Origin of the sequence: Paenibacillus phytorum (genome assembly GCF_013141715.1) — a bacterium.
Classification (GTDB): Bacteria; Bacillota; Bacilli; order Paenibacillales; family NBRC-103111; genus Paenibacillus_E; species Paenibacillus_E phytorum.
Genome location: NZ_WHOA01000005.1, coordinates 1 through 17,583, shown reverse-complemented (window position 1 = coordinate 17,583; position 17,583 = coordinate 1). Strand labels below are relative to the sequence as shown.

Here is a 17,583-nt window from a genome sequence, read left to right as displayed (position 1 = left end):
TCTGTTACACTAAAGAGAAGACTTTGAGGATGACCCGAGGATCTACTATTGAAAGGATTTGCTGCCATGCGTACGATACGCAGAGAAGATATAGAATTGTTGGCCCCTGCGGGGGATTGGGATTGTTTGAGAGCGGCTGTTGCCAATGGGGCGGATGCCGTGTTTTTTGGTGTGGAGAAATTTAATGCTAGAGCACGCGCACATAACTTTACGATGGCTGAACTGCCAGATATTATGTCGTTTCTTCATCTATATGGAGTAAAGGGCTTCCTGACCTTCAACATCCTTGTGTTTGAGGAAGAACTGAATGATGCGAAGCAATTGATAGATGCTTGTGTGGACGCCGGTGTGGATGCGGTTATTGTACAGGATCTTGGTTTGGTTAAAATGATTCGCCAAATCTCCCCGGATTTCCCGATTCACGGATCCACACAGATGACGATTACATCTCCTGAGGCTGTTGAATTTACGAAGCCGTTCGATATTGAACGCGTTGTTTTAGGGCGCGAAAATAACTTGAAGCAGATTAAACAAATCGGCGATCAAGCGAAGCTTCCGATGGAAGTTTTCGTGCATGGTGCGCTTTGTGTCTCTTATTCCGGTCAGTGTCTGACTTCTGAAATGTGGGGCGGGCGTTCCGCTAACCGCGGAGAATGTGCACAAGCGTGCCGCTTGCCGTATGATCTGATGGTCGATGGCGTGCAAAAGCCGATGGGTGATGTCACGTATTTGCTGTCGCCAAAGGATTTGGCAGCGATAGAGATCGTGCCAGAGCTTATTGAAGCCGGCGTACGCTCTTTCAAAATTGAAGGGCGTCTGAAGACCCCTGAATATGTGGCCAATGTCGTGAGCAAGTATCGCCGTGCGATTGACCGTTATTTCGATGGGGAGGATGCTCGTCCGACCAAAGAAGAGGTTCGTGAGCTTCAGCAAAGCTTCTCGCGTGGATTTACGGTTGGTTTCTTGAATGGAACCAACAATAAGCAGCTCGTAGACGGTACGTTTCCGAAGAGCCGTGGGGTGTTCGTGGGCCGCATCAAGCAGATTTTGCGCGATGGCGTGATCTGTGAGCTGGAGGCGCCGCTCAAGCGCGGCGACGGGCTTGTTTTCGACGCCGGGGATCCGACGAAGAAGGAAGAAGGCGGGCGCATCTACGATTTGCGCCGCAAGGGAGAGAAGCTCGAAGGTGAAGCTGAGGGCGGACTCATCGAGATCATTATGGGGCGCAATGATGTGGAGCTCGGCCGTCTGCATGTCGGGGACCGTATCTGGAAGACGAATGATCCTCAGCTGGACAAGCGTCTGCGCCAGACGTTTGAGACCGACAAGCCTTACCGAACTTTCCCGGTAAGCGTGAAGGTCAGCGGTGTAGAAGGCGAGCCGCTCAAAAGCTGGTGGACAGATATTCAAGGCGGACATACCGTCTTCGTACAATCCGAGCTTCCGTTGGTTCGCGCGGAGAAAAGACCGATGGACGAACAGCTCTTTACGGAGCAGTTCGGACGCCTTGGCGGTACGATTTATGCGCTCAGTCAGCTGGATGTGCAGCTGACCGGCGAGCTGATCGTGCCGATGCGTGAACTTAACAGCATGCGCCGCATGGCTGTGGAGCTGATGGAAGACGAGCGGCAGAAACCACCGGCTTACATGAAGCGTGAAATCGGCGTGTATGACGACGTGATTCAGTCAGCTGCTGAGGCAGCTATCACCAACGCTGCCGCGAATGCCCCTGCGCTTTCCCTAGCGGAACGCAAGGCTGTGGAGCTTACTGCACTTTGCCGTAACCTGGATCAGGTGAAGGCCGTGCTCGAGACAACGGATATCGAGTTTATTTACGCGGATTTCGAATTTATTAAGCAGTTCCCCGCGGCCGTGGAAGCCGTACGTGCAGCCGGGCGCAAAATCGCTTTGGTGACACCGCGTATTCATATGCCAGGGGAAACGGGCTATTTTAACCATATATTAAAGCTAAATCCGGATGCGGTATTGATCCGCAATACGGGCGCGGCCTACTTCTTCTTGAAGCATCGGATGGAAAATCCGGACGCGCCGAAACCGCAGTTAATCGGGGATTTCTCGCTCAATGTGGCCAACCATAAAACAGCTGCCTTGTTCCTAGAAGCGGGTCTTTCGAAGATTACGCCTTCCTACGATTTGAACATTCAGCAAATGGTCGATTTACTTCGCCGTGCTGAGACCTCGAAGCTTGAGGTTGTTATTCATCAGCACATGCCGATGTTCCATACAGAGCACTGCGTGTACTGTACGTTCCTGAGCGAAGGCACTGACTTTACAAACTGCGGTCGTCCTTGTGAGGATCACAGCGTTTCTTTGCAAGACCGTGTCGGTATGTCTCACCCGGTGCGTGTCGATGAAGGTTGTCGTAATACGGTGTATAACGCGGTGGATCAATCTGGTGCCGAGTACTTGAGTCATTTCATGGATTTAGGCATCCGATCCTTCCGTGTGGAGTTCCTTGAAGAGACGCCAGACAAAGTACGCGAAATTCTCGACTTGTACCGTCGCGCGATTGATGGTGATATTAGCGGTACGCAAGTATGGCGTTCGTTGAAGGCGACGAACCAATTAGGTGTTACTCGCGGTCAGCTAGTGAAGTAGAGGATCTATAGTGTGAAAAAACAGACTCAGTGCCGCATAGGCACTGGGTTTTTGTTGTTTTCTGGAAGAAAAGGATATGCGGACTCTTAAATGTTTCCTTCATTTGTTGTCACTTGTTCGATGTCCTGAATAATATGTTACAACTAATGCCTAAGCCTAATGGACATAAGAAGAAAGGATGACGATAGATAACAATGAAAAGGACATATAAGTTCACCGAAATCGCTGGTAAAATCGGAAAAACGCGAGAAGTTGTAAGGGGTTGGACAAATTATTATCGCGAATTTCTTCCAACTAAAGCATTTGGCGGATCCCAAAGGTACACAGAAGAAGCCATCGAAATATTTGAGATTATTTCCAAGTTGAGCAATGATAATAAACCGCCTAAATTTATAAAAGAACATTTACAGGAAATGCGTCAGAAAGCAATTATCGCACTCAATGATGAAAAGCCATTACCTCCTACACCTACTATTGTTCCTGACTCCAATTTACTTCCTACAGTAGACAAATCAATTTCACCTCCGGTTATGAACAACACCAACTTGCAATTAAGTAAAGATACAATGGAATTAAGTAACATGGTACAGCTCCTCACGCGAAAGATAGAAGCGAATAAATCTCCAAGGAATTTAAAGGACCATATAGACGATCTGAATCAAAAGGTTGGTATATCGTCTAAAGCAGGCGGCAGGCTTTTGTCACCTATGATGGATCACTCAAACTCTCAGTTCGTTCAATTAAGTAATGAAGTCGCGGAACTTAGTAACATTATCCATGCGGTCAAGCAAAAGGTTATCGAAGTTTCGAACGTTTCTGAAGAAGTAACGGAACTGCGAAACATGATCCAGATTCTCACCCAACATGTAACCGATTTGTTCGAACAGGACATTAGAAGTGAAGTTGCTACTACGCTAGAATTACTACACAGACAAATTGAGGGTGTATCTGTAGAAGTAATAGGGCTGAAGAATGTGATCGAAACCGTTCAGCAAAAGGTAACGGAAGTTTCGGAGCAAGATCCCAAAGGTGAAATACTTGCTGCCGCAACGGAATTACTGAACCAACGATATGAAGGCGTTTCGGAGGATGTAAAGAACCTGCAGAATGGGATTCGTTTCCATACACAAAAGGTGACGGAACTGCAAAACGTGATCGAAACCGTTCAGCAAAAGGTAACGGAAGTTTCGGAGCAAGATCTCAAAGGTGAAATACTTGCTGCCACAACGGAATTACTGAACCAACGATATGAAGGCGTTTCGGAGGATGTAAAGAACCTGCAGAATGGGATTCGTTTCCATACACAAAAGGTGACGGAACTGCAAAACGTGATCCAAACCGTTCAGCAAAAGGTAACTGAGGTTTCGGAGCAAGATCTCAAAGGTGAAATACTTACTGCCACAACGGAGTTACTGAACCAACGATATGAAGGTGTTTCAAAGGATGTAAAGTACCTGCGTAATGAGATTCATCTCCACACGCAAAAGGTAAGTGAAAAGTTGGAACAAGAAATTCGAAGTGAAGTAAATGCTACTGCAGAATCGCTAGACAAACGCTACGGCACCATATCTGAAGAAGTAACGGTACTGCGAAACGTGATTGAAACCGTTCAGCAAAAGGTAACTGAAGTTTCGGATCAAGATCTCAAAGGTGAAATACTTACTGCCACGACGGAGTTACTGAACCAACGATATGAAGGTGTTTCAAAGGATGTAAAGAACCTGCGAAATGAGATTCATCTCCAAACGCAAAATGTAGTTAATGTGTTCGAACAGGGCATTAGAAGTGAAGTTGCTGCTACACTAGAATTACTGAATAGACAAATTGAGGGTATTTCTACAGAAGTATCAGGATTGCATCATACGATCGAAACCGTTCAGCAAAAGGTAACTGAAGTTTCGGAGGAAAATCCCACAGGTGAAATACTTACTGCCTCAACGGAGTTGCTGAACCAAAGATATGAAGGCGTTTCGGAGGATGTAAAGGACCTGCGCAATTTGCTTCATCTTCACACGCAAAAGGTAAGTGAAATGTTGGAACAAGAAATCCGAAGTGAAATGCTTGCTACTGCAGAATCACTAAACAAACGATATGATGACATATCTCAACAATTGACATCACAGCAACGACTGCTTGAAAAAATCTCTAAAATGCTAGGTTTTTAGGCTCTCATTTAATCCTCATCATGATGCCATAAATAATGGAACTCCCTAACAGCTAGGGAGTTCTATTATTTATACAAATATCAGCTAGCTATCTAGCAATCGACGATTTAGCCTCGTCATCCCCTTTCATCTCGCTTGTTCACAATTTAGACACAATATTTTAATCTATTTTTCAGATTTGCTTAAGGTTGGTTTATTGTTGCACGGGTATAGTGATGATGGTTATATGAACGAGTAGAAATGGGGGATCTTGGATGCTTGAGGTCAAACAAGTCAGCAAGCTGTACGAAAACGATCGCGGCGTACACAACATCGATTTCTCGATGCAGCGCGGTGAGATCGTCGGCTTCTTAGGGCCGAATGGTGCTGGCAAAACAACGACGATGCGCATGATTACGGGTTATTTGAACCCTACGCATGGTCAAATATGGGTGGATGGTCACTCCATGGCTGATAATCCGAAGAAAGCACGCCGCAAAATCGGCTACTTACCTGAAACGCCGCCTCTTTATCCAGAGATGACGGTGCAAGCTTACTTACGATTTATCGCAAATCTTCGCGATGTGCCTGCACGGGAGCAGAAGCTGCGTGTCGGCGAAGCGATCGACAAGCTAGGTCTGCAAGGCCGCGAGAAGCAAATCATCCGCTCCTTGTCTAAGGGCTACAAGCAGCGCTTGGGCCTCGCGCAAGCGATTCTGCACCAACCGGATCTGCTTATCCTGGACGAGCCCACGTCTGGTCTCGATCCGAAGCAGATCATCGAGATCCGCCAGTTGATTCATGAGCTGGGCGAGAACCATACGGTGCTGCTGAGCACGCACATTCTCCCGGAAATTAACGCGATTTGCAACCGCGTTCTCATTATTAACCAAGGCCGCGTCGTTCTCGACGAGCGCCCAGAGCATCTCGGACGCACGATGGGCGAGACGTTCGAGGTGTCGCTCGAGGTCAAGGGACCTCGCGAGCGGATCTTAACCGAGCTGCGCAGCCTTGAGGCGGTCGCAGAAGTGAAAGAAGTCGACGCGCCGAGCGACGTAACAACTATCGCTGCCCCTGCTGCGCAGGATGTGTTCATCAACGACGAGGCATCGAAAGAAGCAGCGACCACAGAACCACCAGCAGCAGCCGAAACTGTGAAGCTGCTCGTTACCTCAGCGGATCGCTCCGATATTCGCGAGACGTTGTTCTTCCGCTTGGCAGGCGCAGGCTATCCAATCCTCGAGATGAAGCGGGAAAGCCTCAGCCTAGAGGATATCTTCCTCAAGTTGACAACGGATGAACCTGCCGAAGCCGACAGCACTCCGAAGGAGGAGGTAGACACCGATGCGTAGAATCTGGGCCATTTGCTCGAAAGAGCTGCAAATGTATTTCTTTTCGCCTGTTGCTTACGTGGCGTTCGCTTTCTATGTGCTGCTATCGAGCTTTTTCTTCTACATCAACTTCGTTAACGGTCAGCCACCGATTGTGGATGCGCGTTCCGTTGTTGGAAATACCACATTCGTGTACCTATTTATCATCCCGCTTTTAACGATGCGTCTCATCGCAGATGAGTTCCGTCAAGGCACCGATGAGCTGCTTCTGACTTCACCTGCAGGTATTGGTGAAATCGTGCTGGGTAAATATTTGTCCGCTTTTATTGTACAAGTGGGGCTAGTAGGGATCAGCTTGATCTACCCGCTCATTATGTCTGCCTTCGGAACGCTGGATAAGCCTGTTATGTGGCTGTCTTATCTAAGTATGTTCCTATTAGGCTGCGCGATGATGGCCATTGGCTTGTTCGCGTCCAGTTTGTCCAACAATCAGATGGTTGCCGGTATTTCAGGTTTTGTTATATTGCTTTTGCTGTGGCTGCTTGATTGGGTAAGTGGCAGCATGACAGGCAAGCTGAAGGATTATGTCGCTCAATTCTCATTGACGAGCCATCTGACGAACTTGCAAAAGGGCGTACTGCACGGCGGAGACATCCTCTTTTATATCACATTAACAGCTGTGTTCCTGGTTCTTTGCATACAAGTCCTTGAAAGAAAGCGTTGGAGGTGAGCGGGATGAATAAGTGGATACGGGGAACTAATGCGACTGTTTTATCGATCGCCGTTATCGGCATTTTCATCATTTTGACCATCTTCCTTCACTCGCTGAAAGGCTTTCAGGTCGATTTGACGAAAAATAAGAGCTTTACGCTCTCCGAGCAAACAGTTGCCACACTCAAAAACTTAAATCAAGATATTCACATCGTTGCCTTTACGAATAGCGGGGACAACAACGGTTTTGTGACGCGACAAGTCACCGATATGGTGACCGAATATAAGAAGCAAAGCGGTAAGATTACGTATGATGAGTACGATATGCTGAAACAGCCTTCGATGGCCAAACAATATGGAGTCGATCAAGGCGGAACGATTATTTTTGAAATGGGTTCTAAAAAGCAGAATATCAATTTCTATGAATTGTTTGTCGGTCAACAGGATGGCTCCTACACGTTCTCAGGGGAAGAGAAGTTTACCCAGGCCATTAAGAGCCTCACGTCCACAGAGAAGCACACGGTTTATCTGCTTTCCGGTCATCAGGAATATCCACTGAATGCCATGACCATTTTGAAAAGCAGTCTGGAAGCCGCTAATTATGTCGTGAAGGACCTTAATTTGTTCGTTGAGGGTAAAGTACCGGACGATGCGCAGATGCTGATGCTTCTTGGCCCGCAAAATGACCTGAATGATAAAGAAGCGGCGCTGATTGAAGCTTATTTGAAGGATAAAGGCAAGATTTATATGGCATTAGGTTTCAATAAAGATATGGCAACCAAGTGGAAAAATATCGATGCGATCATGAAAACATACGGCATTCAGGATCAACATGCGATTGCGATTGAAGCCAAACAAACGTCGCTCTATGATCCGCTGACGATTATTCCGGAGTATGGCCCGCATGACATTACCAACAAGCTGTCCAGCAATAATTTGATTACGATGTTGTCGCTGGCTGTAAGTTTGAATGCGGATAACAGTGCACCAGATTACACCCAGTCTCTGCTTTTGAAAACAACAGATAAAGCTTACGGGGAAACAGATATCAACCTTCTTGCACAATCCAAAACCAAGCAGGATGCGGCAGATGTCAAAGGACCGCTGAATCTGGGTTACGCGATTGCTAACAAGGATAATAAGCCTAAAGCTGTCATTCTAGGGGGATCTACGTTCGTACTGGATGAAGATATTCAGAATCAAGGCAATAAGGATTTTGCTCTGAACAGTATCGGCTGGCTGCAGGAACAGAAGGATCAGATCACAATTCGTCCGCGTCAAGGGGATGCATTCCAACAAGCGATGATTACGCCTAGCCAAGCGAATACCATTTTCCTCGTAACGATCGTGTTCTTACCGCTCTTGTTCCTAGTCATTGGCGGCTTGATCTGGTGGAGGAGGAGACGAGGATGAAACGGTTTATTCCTACAATTCTGTTAGTCGTTATTTGTATCGGCGGTTTTTGGTACGCTTCGAGCAAAGACTTCTTTCAAGAGAAAAAAGATGAACCGAAATCGCTCATCACACTCAAGCAAGAAGACGTGCAGTCCATTCATGTAAAAACAGAGGTACAGCAGATCGAATTAGCCCGAAGCGGCAGCGGATGGGAAATGAAAAGCCCGGCAGCAGCGCCGATTAATACGAATCAAGTGGGTTCGTGGTTGGATGCCCTTGGTCTGGTGACATCAACGAAACTAGTTGAAGATCAGGTAAGTAATCTATCCAACTATGGGTTAGATAAGCCGCTTGGAACTTATGAAGTTACGTTAAAAGACGGCTCGAAGAAAGGACTGCTGGTAGGTACGGCTCTTCCTATTGAAGGCTTCTCCTATGTTCAGGTGGAGGGATCTCCTGCTGTGTATCAGGTGAGTGATCAGTCGCTCTCTGCGCTAGGAAAAGCTCCGGTAGACTTTGCTGAGACTAGCCCGTTCAAATTCGAGAATGACAAGGTCCAGAGCATAAAGCTGACGTGGAAAGGTCAAAGCTGGACGCTTGCCAAAACAGACAAAGACAAGGTAGCTGCTGAGGCGAACTGGAAGCTTGGCGATAAAGAGCTGAAAGGTGCGGAGGCGAATCCGCTGTTGGATGAGCTGATCTTCCTGCACAGCGCTGAACTTCCACAGCCAGCGGCTCAGAAGCCAACTGCGGGCGGTGAGCTCAAAGTGGAGCTTGTATTGTCTGTAGATGGCAAAGATGTCACTGAGATCTATGAAGGCAAGCTAAGCCAAGATCAAGTCTGGTTAACGAAGCAAGGCGGACAGTGGGCGTACCTGCTTACCGTCGCAGATATACAGAAATTAGCGGATGCCTATGCCGGCAAACCGGCTCAGCCCGCCTCTTAACAGGAAAACTGCTCCGTACAGCAACGTGCTGTGTTGGGGCAGTTTTTTCTATTTTGATTAACTTTTTTTTCCAATGACACATAAAACGGAATAATTTGGGAAACCTACAAAAAAGGAAAGGAAAGGAGGTAACATTCACATGTACAGCAATCAAGGGAACCAAAACATTTCCACCAAAGAGCTTTTATACCTAGCGGATACGCTGAAAAATGAGGATTTGTTAGCAAAGCTTTGTGTACAAGGAGCGGTGAATAGCCAAAGTCAATCCTTGAAACAAACCTTGTCTCATCTTTCTCAGGAGCGGTTGCAAAACATTAGCGTCCTCATCAACACCCTACAGCAGCAATCAGGCATTACCCATTAATTCGTACATAATAGGAGGTGCAAGAAGCATGTATCAGCAGAACCCGTATCAACAACAGCAGCAACAGTCTAACCAGCAGCAACAAGGACAATTAAAAGATGAGGATTTCGCGAACTTTGTCCTTTCCGAGTTGAAACGTAGTGCTCGTGAATATACGACTGCAGCTTTGGAGGCTGCTAATCCGCAGATCAGGCAGGCCTTCCAGTCCTTATTGCAAAAGACACTGCAGGATCAAGCTACTGTATTTCAGGAAATCCAGAAGCTTGGCCAATATGAGATTCAAGCTGCTCCTCAGCAGCACATTCAACAAGAACTGCAGAAACAAAGCCAGATCGCAGCTCAGCTGCAGTCCTTTGTACAACAAAATTTGAGTCAAACGAACACGGCGAGCTATCAGCAGCAAGACCAGATGACTATCGCCCAGCAACAGCAACAACCGCAGCAGAGTCAACAACAGAACCAGATTGCAGCTTTATATCAAACACAGACACCTATCCAACCCATGATTAGTGCCTCTCAATATCCTAATGCGGTTCACAATAATCAAGGGCAAGGATATTCAACCCATACACAGTCTTCACCAAACCAGACAAGTCAACAGCAAGCCTATATTAGCAACCAGCAAGGACAAAATTTTCAAGATCAGAATTATGGACAAACCGGCTACGGTCAATCTCAGGGTTATGCCGCATCATCCGGATATAGCGCAGCTGAAAATGCTGGCATTACTGGCATTACAAGTAAATCAGCAAGTTCTACCAACGCTTCCCGCAGTCACACAGGTGCTCAGACCTCGACGGCAGGAGAAAGCTCTTATCTCAGTAAGCAACAACATGAGGGAAGTAAATACAGCTTCTAAATCGCATTGATCCATCAAGACCAAGACGTCCTAGCTTCTAGCTATAGGGCGTCTTTTTTATTATTAAATATTTATTTTGTCCCACTTTTCTCATAATCATGGTATGGAACCAGCTTGTCACTCATATATAAGGAACATAGGATGTCCAAACTTATGGGAGAAGGGTGCTAATGCTGATGAGAAAAACGTGGATTTACGGCGCAGCTACTTTAATTGTACTAGGAGCATTAACAACAGCATGCGGTTCCAAAGAGGAAGTTGCTAGTAGCGGTTCAACAGGCTTGAAGGACACCAAGGCAGCGACTACAGTGGCTCAAGGGAAGACGGAAAGCAGTGTGAAGACGGTGGCCGCAGGCGCCAAGCCAGCCATTGATGCACAGGTAACTAAAGTCGAGGGAAGAAACGTAACGATCACGTATCAGACAAGTAATTTCCAATTAGCTGATCATATGGATCAAAAAGCAGTACAAGGAGAAGGACATTTACACTTGTACGTGGATGGTAAGATGAAAACGATGATTGCCAAAACAGGTCCGTTAACACTAAATAATCTAGCGGCAGGTAAACATGAAATTAGATTCGAGCTTCAGCAGAATGATCATACGGATATCAATGTAGAGAAAATTCTTAATATTGAAGTAAAATAATTGGGAACATTTGTGCGTATTTAGCCGGAAATCAAGCTTGGGCGTAGATCAGATAACATTATGTACATATTCCTTGAAAAGGCGGGCGCTTAGCCCGTCTTTTGGCATTTGACACACCTGAATACGTAGCATAGACTGTTGATAGTATGGCAGTATTGCCGCCTAATCGGAGGGAAACAATTGATCGTCGATATACGTAAGTGGAAGCATGTATTTAAGCTTGACCCAGATCGGGACATCTCAGATGAAGCGCTCGATCGGCTATGCCAGTCTGGGACGGATGCGATCATGGTGGGTGGCTCAACGGGGGTAACTTTTGATAACACGGTAGATCTTCTATCTCGCATTCGTCAGTATGAGGTGCCCTGTGTGCTTGAGATATCCAATCAAGAGGCCATCGTCCCAGGGTTCGATTTATTCCTAATTCCGATTGTTCTGAATGCGGATGATCCGAATTGGATCGTTGGGCAGCATCACGAGGCGTTGAAGGAATATGGTTCTATGCTCAATTGGGACGAAATTATAGCGGAAGGCTACATTATTCTGAATGGTGAAGCTACGGCCGCACAATTAACATCGGCTCGTACGAACTTAGATGCCAAGGATGTTGCGGCATACGCACGCATGGCGGACAAGCTTTTTCACATGTCTATTGTTTACTTGGAATATAGCGGTGTGTTTGGAGATATGGAGCTGGTACGGCGGACGCGACAAGTGCTGGAGAATGCCCGTTTATTCTATGGCGGTGGCATTGACAGCCTAGATAAAGCGCAACAAGCAGCGGAGGTCGCAGATACCATCGTCGTCGGCAACATTATTTATAGTGATCTGGAGCAGGCGCTTCAGACCGTGAACTTTGATAGAACAGGAAGGTAACTTATGAACGAGACAGTCAATATTTTAGATGCGATAAAAAGGTTGAACCCCGAGCAGCGCAAAGCAGTCGAAGCTGTCGACGGCCCACTTCTGATTATGGCTGGAGCGGGAAGTGGGAAGACACGAGTGCTGACGCATCGTATTGCTTACTTGATCGGCACGCGCAAAGCGGCGCCATGGAGCATTTTGGCCCTTACGTTTACGAATAAAGCGGCTCGTGAGATGCAGGACCGTGTTGGCAAGCTGGTTGGCGGCAGTGGGAGTGATATTTGGGTTTCCACGTTTCACTCCATGTGTGTACGCATGCTGCGCAGAGACATTTCACGCATCGGTTTCACCTCGAATTTTACCATTCTAGATTCCGGTGATCAGTTGTCAGTCATCAAAACGTGCTGCAAAGAACTGAACATTGATACCAAGAAGTTCGAACCCAAGACCTTTCAAGCGGCCATTTCTACAGCCAAAAATGAACTCATCTCTCCTAAACAATTTGAAGATAAAATCGGTGACTACTTCGACGGATTGACCTCGAAAATCTATACGCTTTATCAGAAGAAGCTTAGAAGCAACAACTCCCTTGATTTTGATGATTTAATTATGGCAACCATTCATTTGTTTAATGAAGTTCCAGAGGTTCTGGAGTTTTATCAAAATAAATTTCAATATATCCATGTCGATGAGTATCAGGATACGAACAGGGCGCAGTATATGCTGTGTCAAATGATTGCGGCCAAACATAAGCGCATTTGCGTTGTGGGGGACAGTGACCAGTCCATTTATCGCTGGCGTGGGGCTGACATTTCTAATATCCTTAATTTTGAAAAAGATTATCCAAATGCAACAGCTATTCTTTTGGAGCAAAATTATCGCTCCACATCTAATATTTTGCAGGCTGCCAATAAGGTCATCGCCAATAATACAGGCCGTAAGCCCAAAAACTTATGGACAGATAAAGAGGGCGGCGTAAGGATTAAGCTGTTTCAAGCTGATTCCGAGCACGAAGAAGGCTATTTCGTTACGAATGAAATTAATAAAAATAAGTCCAATGGTAAAAAGTTCGGTCATCACGCCATTTTGTACCGGACGAACGCACAATCTCGGGTAATTGAGGAAATTCTCATTAAATCGGATATCCAATACACCATCGTTGGCGGCGTAAAGTTCTACGATCGGAAAGAGATCAAGGATATTTTGGCGTATCTGCGCCTTATCTCCAATCCGGACGACGATATCAGCTTGAGCCGGATCGTAAACGTGCCGAAGCGGGGTATTGGTGACACCTCGATGGACAGAGTGGCCGAAATGGCGGGACGAAGAGGTATTTCCTTATATGCCATGCTAGAGGAAGTCGATTCACTCGAGATCACGTCGAAGGCAAAGCACGCTTTAGCTGATTTCCGCGAAATGATTGATAACCTGAACCGAATGGTTGAATACTTATCTGTAACTGAACTGACGGAGAAAATACTGGAGATGTCGCAGTACCGCGTGGAGATGCAGCGTGAGAATACAATTGAATCCAAGGCTCGTCTCGAAAATATTGAGGAGTTCCTGTCCGTTACGATGGACTTCGAGAAACGTAACGAGGACAAGTCACTCATTTCGTTCCTAACCGATTTGGCGCTTATCGCCGATATCGATACGATGGATAAAGAAAAAAGTGAGGAAGAGCAAGACGCCGTTGTCCTCATGACGATGCACAGCGCCAAAGGTCTAGAGTTCCCGGTTGTATTCATCATCGGGATGGAAGAAGGCGTCTTCCCGCACAGCCGTGCCTTCGCCGATAACGAAGAGCTCGAAGAGGAGCGCCGTTTGGCCTATGTCGGCATCACGCGCGCCGAGCAAGAGCTTTTCCTCACGTGCGCCCGTATGCGCACGCTCTTCGGCCGCACCGCGGCGAACGCGCCATCGAGATTCCTTCAGGAGATTCCGAAGGAACTCCTGGAGAATGTCTCGATGGGCGGCTCCATCGGTGGAGGCTTCTCGCGAGCTGGCCGGACCAGCTCGTGGGGCAGCAGTGGCAGCAGCGCCACTGCCTCACAAGCGGGCCGCGGCTCCGCCGGCTCGTCCGCTTGGGGCACGCCGTCCTCGTTCGGACGGCCTAGTACGGGCGCGGCTGCGCCAAGCCCTGCAGCTGGGGCGAAGCCGGCTGCGTTCCGGGCTCCGCAGCCTGCCGCAGGCGGCGCGGTGCCGGACTACAAAGCCAGCGACAAAGTGTCGCATGGCAAGTGGGGCATCGGCACCGTCGTGTCAGTGAAAGGCTCGGGTGACGACACCGAGCTGCAAATTGCTTTCCCGGCGCCTGTTGGTTTGAAGCGCCTGCTCGCGAAGTTCGCTCCTATTACGAAAGAATAGGAGCCGCTAGTTCCTTTACTTACCGCACCACCCTATTACCCATTAGAGAGGAAGAGCCCGTAATGACAGATGCCATCGCGGCAATGAAAACCCTCATCCAAGAAATCAACAAGCATAACCATAACTATTACACGCTTGATCAACCGGCGATTTCCGATGCCGAGTGGGATGCTCTATACAATAAATTGACCGCGCTAGAGAAGGAGACAGGGATTACCCTGCCTTCTTCTCCAACCCAGCGTGTGGGCGGCGACATTCTCAAAGGTTTTGATCCACACAAGCATCTGGCAAGGCTTTGGAGCCTGGACAAAGCGCAACATGCCGAAGACCTGCAGACTTGGCACACACGTGTGCTTAAGCTAATTGCAGATTACAACAGCAAGAATCCAGAGAACCCGTTGCCAGACCCGACGTATGTGGTGGAATTGAAGTTCGACGGGCTCACCCTGAACCTTACCTATAAGCAAGGAGAGCTTGTTCAAGCCTCCACGCGAGGAAACGGTACGGTTGGTGAGGGGATTTTAGCCCAAATCAAGACGATCAAATCCATCCCGCTGGAAATCCCGTACAATGAGGGAACCATTGAAGTGCAAGGTGAGGGTATGATGTTCCTCTCCGTTCTGGAGGCCTATAATCAGACAGCCACGGATCCGCTCAAAAATGCCCGCAACGCAGCAGCAGGAGCGCTGCGCAATCTGAATCCCAAAGTGACGGCAGAGCGTAAGCTGAATGCTTTCTTCTATAATGTGGGTTACTCAGACGGCATCCAGTTCGATAATCATTTCGATATGGTTCAGTTTCTTCGTGACAACCACTTTAAAGTGAGCAACCGCACACGTTATTTCAGCACGATTGAAGAAGTAAGTGCAGAGCTGGAGCAGATAGCCGAAGAGCGCCTTGGCTTTGATTTTCTGATTGACGGAAGTGTCATCAAGATTACGGACATGCGCACAAGAGAAGTGCTCGGCTACACCGAGAAATTCCCCCGTTGGGCGATTGCCTATAAGTTCGAAGCCGAGGAAGCCACGACGATCCTGCAAAGTGTATCTTGGGAAGTCGGCCGCACAGGCAAAATCACACCGTTAGCCCGCGTTGAAGCCGTGGACCTCGCTGGCGTAACCGTACAGAACTGCACACTCAATAATGTCGGTGACATCGAGCGCAAAAACCTCAAGCACGCCTTAGGCAGCCTCGTCTACATCCGTCGCTCCAATGACGTCATTCCTGAGATTCTCGGTAAAGTAACCGAGGAGAATGACGGTGAGGAGATTGTTGCTCCGACGCAGTGTCCTTCCTGCGGAAGCGAGCTTGAGATGCGTGGTGCGCATCTATTCTGTTTGAACCGTCTCGGCTGCAGTCCGCAGCTGGTTGGGCGTATGGCGCATTTTGCTTCGCGTGATGCGATGGATATTGAGTTTTTCAGCGAAATGACTGCCTCACAGCTGCATCAAGAACTGGATGTCCGTGATCCAGCGGATCTGTACACCCTGCAATTCGAGGACCTCGTCAAGCTCGATCGCTTTGGCGAGAAGAAGGCCCGCAACCTGCTTGATGCCCTAGAAAAAAGCAAATCGCGCGATCTAGCTTCGTTCCTTTATGCCCTAGGCATTCCTAACTCGGGTAAAACCACGACCAAGGTACTGGCAGACTACTATCGCAGCTTAACGAAGATTATGGCGGCTACGCCTGAGGAGCTAATCGGGCTTCCTGATGTAGGCGGAATAGTAGCTGAGAGTATTTATTCATTCTTCCGTGACCCTGTGATGGTGTCCAGTATTGAGCGTATGCTCGCTGCAGGTGTCAACCCAATAGCCGAAGAGCCGGCGGTTGTTTTGGCTAGTCCTGATAATCCGTTCTTTGGTAAAACCGTTGTCCTCACAGGTACGCTATCCACCATGGGGCGTGATGAATGTGCCAAGAAGTTGGAAGCGTTAGGTGCTAAGATTACCGGCAGTGTTTCTAAGAAAACGGATATCGTGATCGCTGGGGAAAGCGCCGGAAGCAAGCTGACGAAAGCACAAGAACTTGGAATTCGGATCATTGAGGATGAACAGGAGCTTTTGCAGCTATTAGGTGAAGGCTAAATGACAAATAAGGGGACAGTGCCATGCCGAATAAACTTCATATCGTGAATGGAGACGCATTTGGAGATGCTGCGTGCTTCGGGTATCGATGGAGACATATTGGTGTGGCGCGAGTCACTATATGAAGGACCTATCGGCATGCAGATGTCTGATAGTGTCCTTTTATCTATGAGGGCGGCTTATATGAATCGCCAGCACGGCATTCCTGAGGAAATGTTCAAGTCCATTACCCTACAGCAGGAAAAAGCGCTGGACAAGCTCGCAGAGGATGTAGATGGAATTGTCCTGTGGTTTGAGCATGATTTATATGACCAATTGATGCTTTGTTATTTGCTATCGAGATTATTCTCGCTCCCTAATCGATCCTTTAAACTATCTTTGTTAAGTATCAACCAATTCCCTGGCGTGGAGTACTTTTATGGATTAGGACAATTAAACGTCGATCAAATTACTCAGCTCCACTACAAGTGGTTGCCTGTTAATGAAGAAGAGCTTCTTTTGGCCTGCAAGGTCTGGACAGCTTACGCAGCTTCTGAGCCCCTTCTTATGGCGACTTTATTGGAAGAGGATCTATCTGCACTGCCTTTTCTTAAAAAGGCCCTTCAAGCCAATTCAGAACGCTATCCATCCTCTCAAAATGGCTTGTCAGCCAACCAGCAGCTCATTCTGGAGCTGATAGGGGAGGAGGAAATGCCGATTCTGTCATTGTTTAAAAGTGTAGGCCAAACGGCCAGTCATTACGGCCTCGGTGATTTGCAGTTCTGGGCTATTATAGATAGTATTCGCAAATGTGAGATTCCGCTGGTCCGTCTTACTGGAGGAGACAAGCTGCCTAGTTACAGCGAAGCACTGCCGCCTCAATTTGAAAAATGGCGATTATATAGGACGGACATGGGTAAACTAGTTCATACTTGTGAGCTGGATCATATACACCTGAATGGCATGGATGATTGGATTGGCGGCGTTCATCTGCTTGGGAAAAAGGATATATGGCGCCGAAACGGCATCTCTACGGGGTTTGTGAAGATGTAAGATAATGGATGTAGAAAATTGCTTGCAATTCGTTTTGAAACCTGATAATATTACTTCTTGTCACCGCAAGAGCGATGCATTAACGCTTTAAACGGTAACGCAATAAAGCTCCTTGAAAACTGAACAAATGAATGAAGCAAATCAGCAAATTCAGTCACGCAAGTGACTACAATTGAGATTGCAAAATCTCGCTAGCAAGTCAATGAGCATTTCAGCTTT

13 protein-coding genes are annotated in these 17,583 nt (G+C 47.5%); all 13 read left to right on the top strand.

Translation table 11 applies throughout. The features are described 5' to 3' along the window. Nucleotides 1-66 precede the first annotated feature (66 nt). On the top strand, nucleotides 67-2,619 hold the full coding sequence (locus tag GC098_RS00665; protein WP_171640117.1) for a U32 family peptidase: 2,553 nt from the start codon (nucleotides 67-69) through the stop codon (nucleotides 2,617-2,619). A gap of 194 nt (nucleotides 2,620-2,813) precedes the next feature. After that, on the top strand, nucleotides 2,814-4,784 hold the full coding sequence (locus tag GC098_RS00660) for a coiled-coil domain-containing protein (RefSeq protein WP_171640023.1): 1,971 nt from the start codon (nucleotides 2,814-2,816) through the stop codon (nucleotides 4,782-4,784). Between the two features lie 254 nt (nucleotides 4,785-5,038). Then, nucleotides 5,039-6,115: an ABC transporter ATP-binding protein gene (locus GC098_RS00655; RefSeq protein ID WP_171640021.1), complete on the top strand. Its 1,077-nt coding sequence runs from the start codon at nucleotides 5,039-5,041 to the stop codon at nucleotides 6,113-6,115. Beyond that, nucleotides 6,108-6,824: an ABC transporter permease subunit gene (locus tag GC098_RS00650; RefSeq protein ID WP_171640019.1), complete on the top strand. Its 717-nt coding sequence runs from the start codon at nucleotides 6,108-6,110 to the stop codon at nucleotides 6,822-6,824. Before GC098_RS00655 ends, GC098_RS00650 begins: the two co-directional genes overlap by 8 nt. 5 nt (nucleotides 6,825-6,829) lie before the next feature. Then, the gene (locus tag GC098_RS00645; protein WP_171640017.1) at nucleotides 6,830-8,218 is read left to right on the top strand and encodes a GldG family protein; all 1,389 of its coding nucleotides are present in this window, start codon (nucleotides 6,830-6,832) and stop codon (nucleotides 8,216-8,218) included. Beyond that, a complete protein-coding gene (locus GC098_RS00640; protein ID WP_171640015.1) occupies nucleotides 8,215-9,147 on the top strand; it encodes a DUF4340 domain-containing protein in 933 nt (310 codons plus the stop codon). The genes GC098_RS00645 and GC098_RS00640 overlap by 4 nt, the downstream gene beginning before the upstream one ends. Before the next feature lie 139 nt (nucleotides 9,148-9,286). Beyond that, nucleotides 9,287-9,511, top strand: a complete 225-nt coding sequence (locus GC098_RS00635; protein WP_171640013.1) for a hypothetical protein — start codon at nucleotides 9,287-9,289, stop codon at nucleotides 9,509-9,511. Nucleotides 9,512-9,539: 28 nt separating this feature from the next. Continuing rightward, nucleotides 9,540-10,370 (top strand): spore coat protein, encoded by an 831-nt coding sequence (locus tag GC098_RS00630; protein ID WP_171640011.1) that lies wholly within the window; start codon nucleotides 9,540-9,542, stop codon nucleotides 10,368-10,370. A gap of 170 nt (nucleotides 10,371-10,540) precedes the next feature. Continuing rightward, nucleotides 10,541-11,017 (top strand): DUF6130 family protein, encoded by a 477-nt coding sequence (locus GC098_RS00625; RefSeq protein WP_171640009.1) that lies wholly within the window; start codon nucleotides 10,541-10,543, stop codon nucleotides 11,015-11,017. A gap of 180 nt (nucleotides 11,018-11,197) precedes the next feature. Further along, nucleotides 11,198-11,893: a heptaprenylglyceryl phosphate synthase gene (pcrB, locus tag GC098_RS00620; RefSeq protein ID WP_171640007.1), complete on the top strand. Its 696-nt coding sequence runs from the start codon at nucleotides 11,198-11,200 to the stop codon at nucleotides 11,891-11,893. Between the two features lie 3 nt (nucleotides 11,894-11,896). Then, nucleotides 11,897-14,248 (top strand): DNA helicase PcrA, encoded by a 2,352-nt coding sequence (gene pcrA, locus GC098_RS00615; protein ID WP_171640005.1) that lies wholly within the window; start codon nucleotides 11,897-11,899, stop codon nucleotides 14,246-14,248. A 62-nt stretch (nucleotides 14,249-14,310) separates the two neighbouring features. After that, entirely contained in the window at nucleotides 14,311-16,332 is a 2,022-nt protein-coding gene (ligA, locus tag GC098_RS00610; protein ID WP_171640003.1) for an NAD-dependent DNA ligase LigA, read from the top strand. 48 nt (nucleotides 16,333-16,380) lie between these two features. Further along, entirely contained in the window at nucleotides 16,381-17,364 is a 984-nt protein-coding gene (locus GC098_RS00605) for a DUF1835 domain-containing protein (RefSeq protein ID WP_171640002.1), read from the top strand. Nucleotides 17,365-17,583: the final 219 nt, after the last annotated feature.

Coding starts and splice junctions, on each gene's coding strand:
- GC098_RS00665 (WP_171640117.1), top strand. CDS start 67: ATGCGTACGATACGCAGAGAAGATATAGAATTGTTGGCCCCTGCGGGG.
- GC098_RS00660 (WP_171640023.1), top strand. CDS start 2,814: ATGAAAAGGACATATAAGTTCACCGAAATCGCTGGTAAAATCGGAAAA.
- GC098_RS00655 (WP_171640021.1), top strand. CDS start 5,039: ATGCTTGAGGTCAAACAAGTCAGCAAGCTGTACGAAAACGATCGCGGC.
- GC098_RS00650 (WP_171640019.1), top strand. CDS start 6,108: ATGCGTAGAATCTGGGCCATTTGCTCGAAAGAGCTGCAAATGTATTTC.
- GC098_RS00645 (WP_171640017.1), top strand. CDS start 6,830: ATGAATAAGTGGATACGGGGAACTAATGCGACTGTTTTATCGATCGCC.
- GC098_RS00640 (WP_171640015.1), top strand. CDS start 8,215: ATGAAACGGTTTATTCCTACAATTCTGTTAGTCGTTATTTGTATCGGC.
- GC098_RS00635 (WP_171640013.1), top strand. CDS start 9,287: ATGTACAGCAATCAAGGGAACCAAAACATTTCCACCAAAGAGCTTTTA.
- GC098_RS00630 (WP_171640011.1), top strand. CDS start 9,540: ATGTATCAGCAGAACCCGTATCAACAACAGCAGCAACAGTCTAACCAG.
- GC098_RS00625 (WP_171640009.1), top strand. CDS start 10,541: ATGCTGATGAGAAAAACGTGGATTTACGGCGCAGCTACTTTAATTGTA.
- pcrA (WP_171640005.1), top strand. CDS start 11,897: ATGAACGAGACAGTCAATATTTTAGATGCGATAAAAAGGTTGAACCCC.
- ligA (WP_171640003.1), top strand. CDS start 14,311: ATGACAGATGCCATCGCGGCAATGAAAACCCTCATCCAAGAAATCAAC.
- GC098_RS00605 (WP_171640002.1), top strand. CDS start 16,381: ATGGAGACGCATTTGGAGATGCTGCGTGCTTCGGGTATCGATGGAGAC.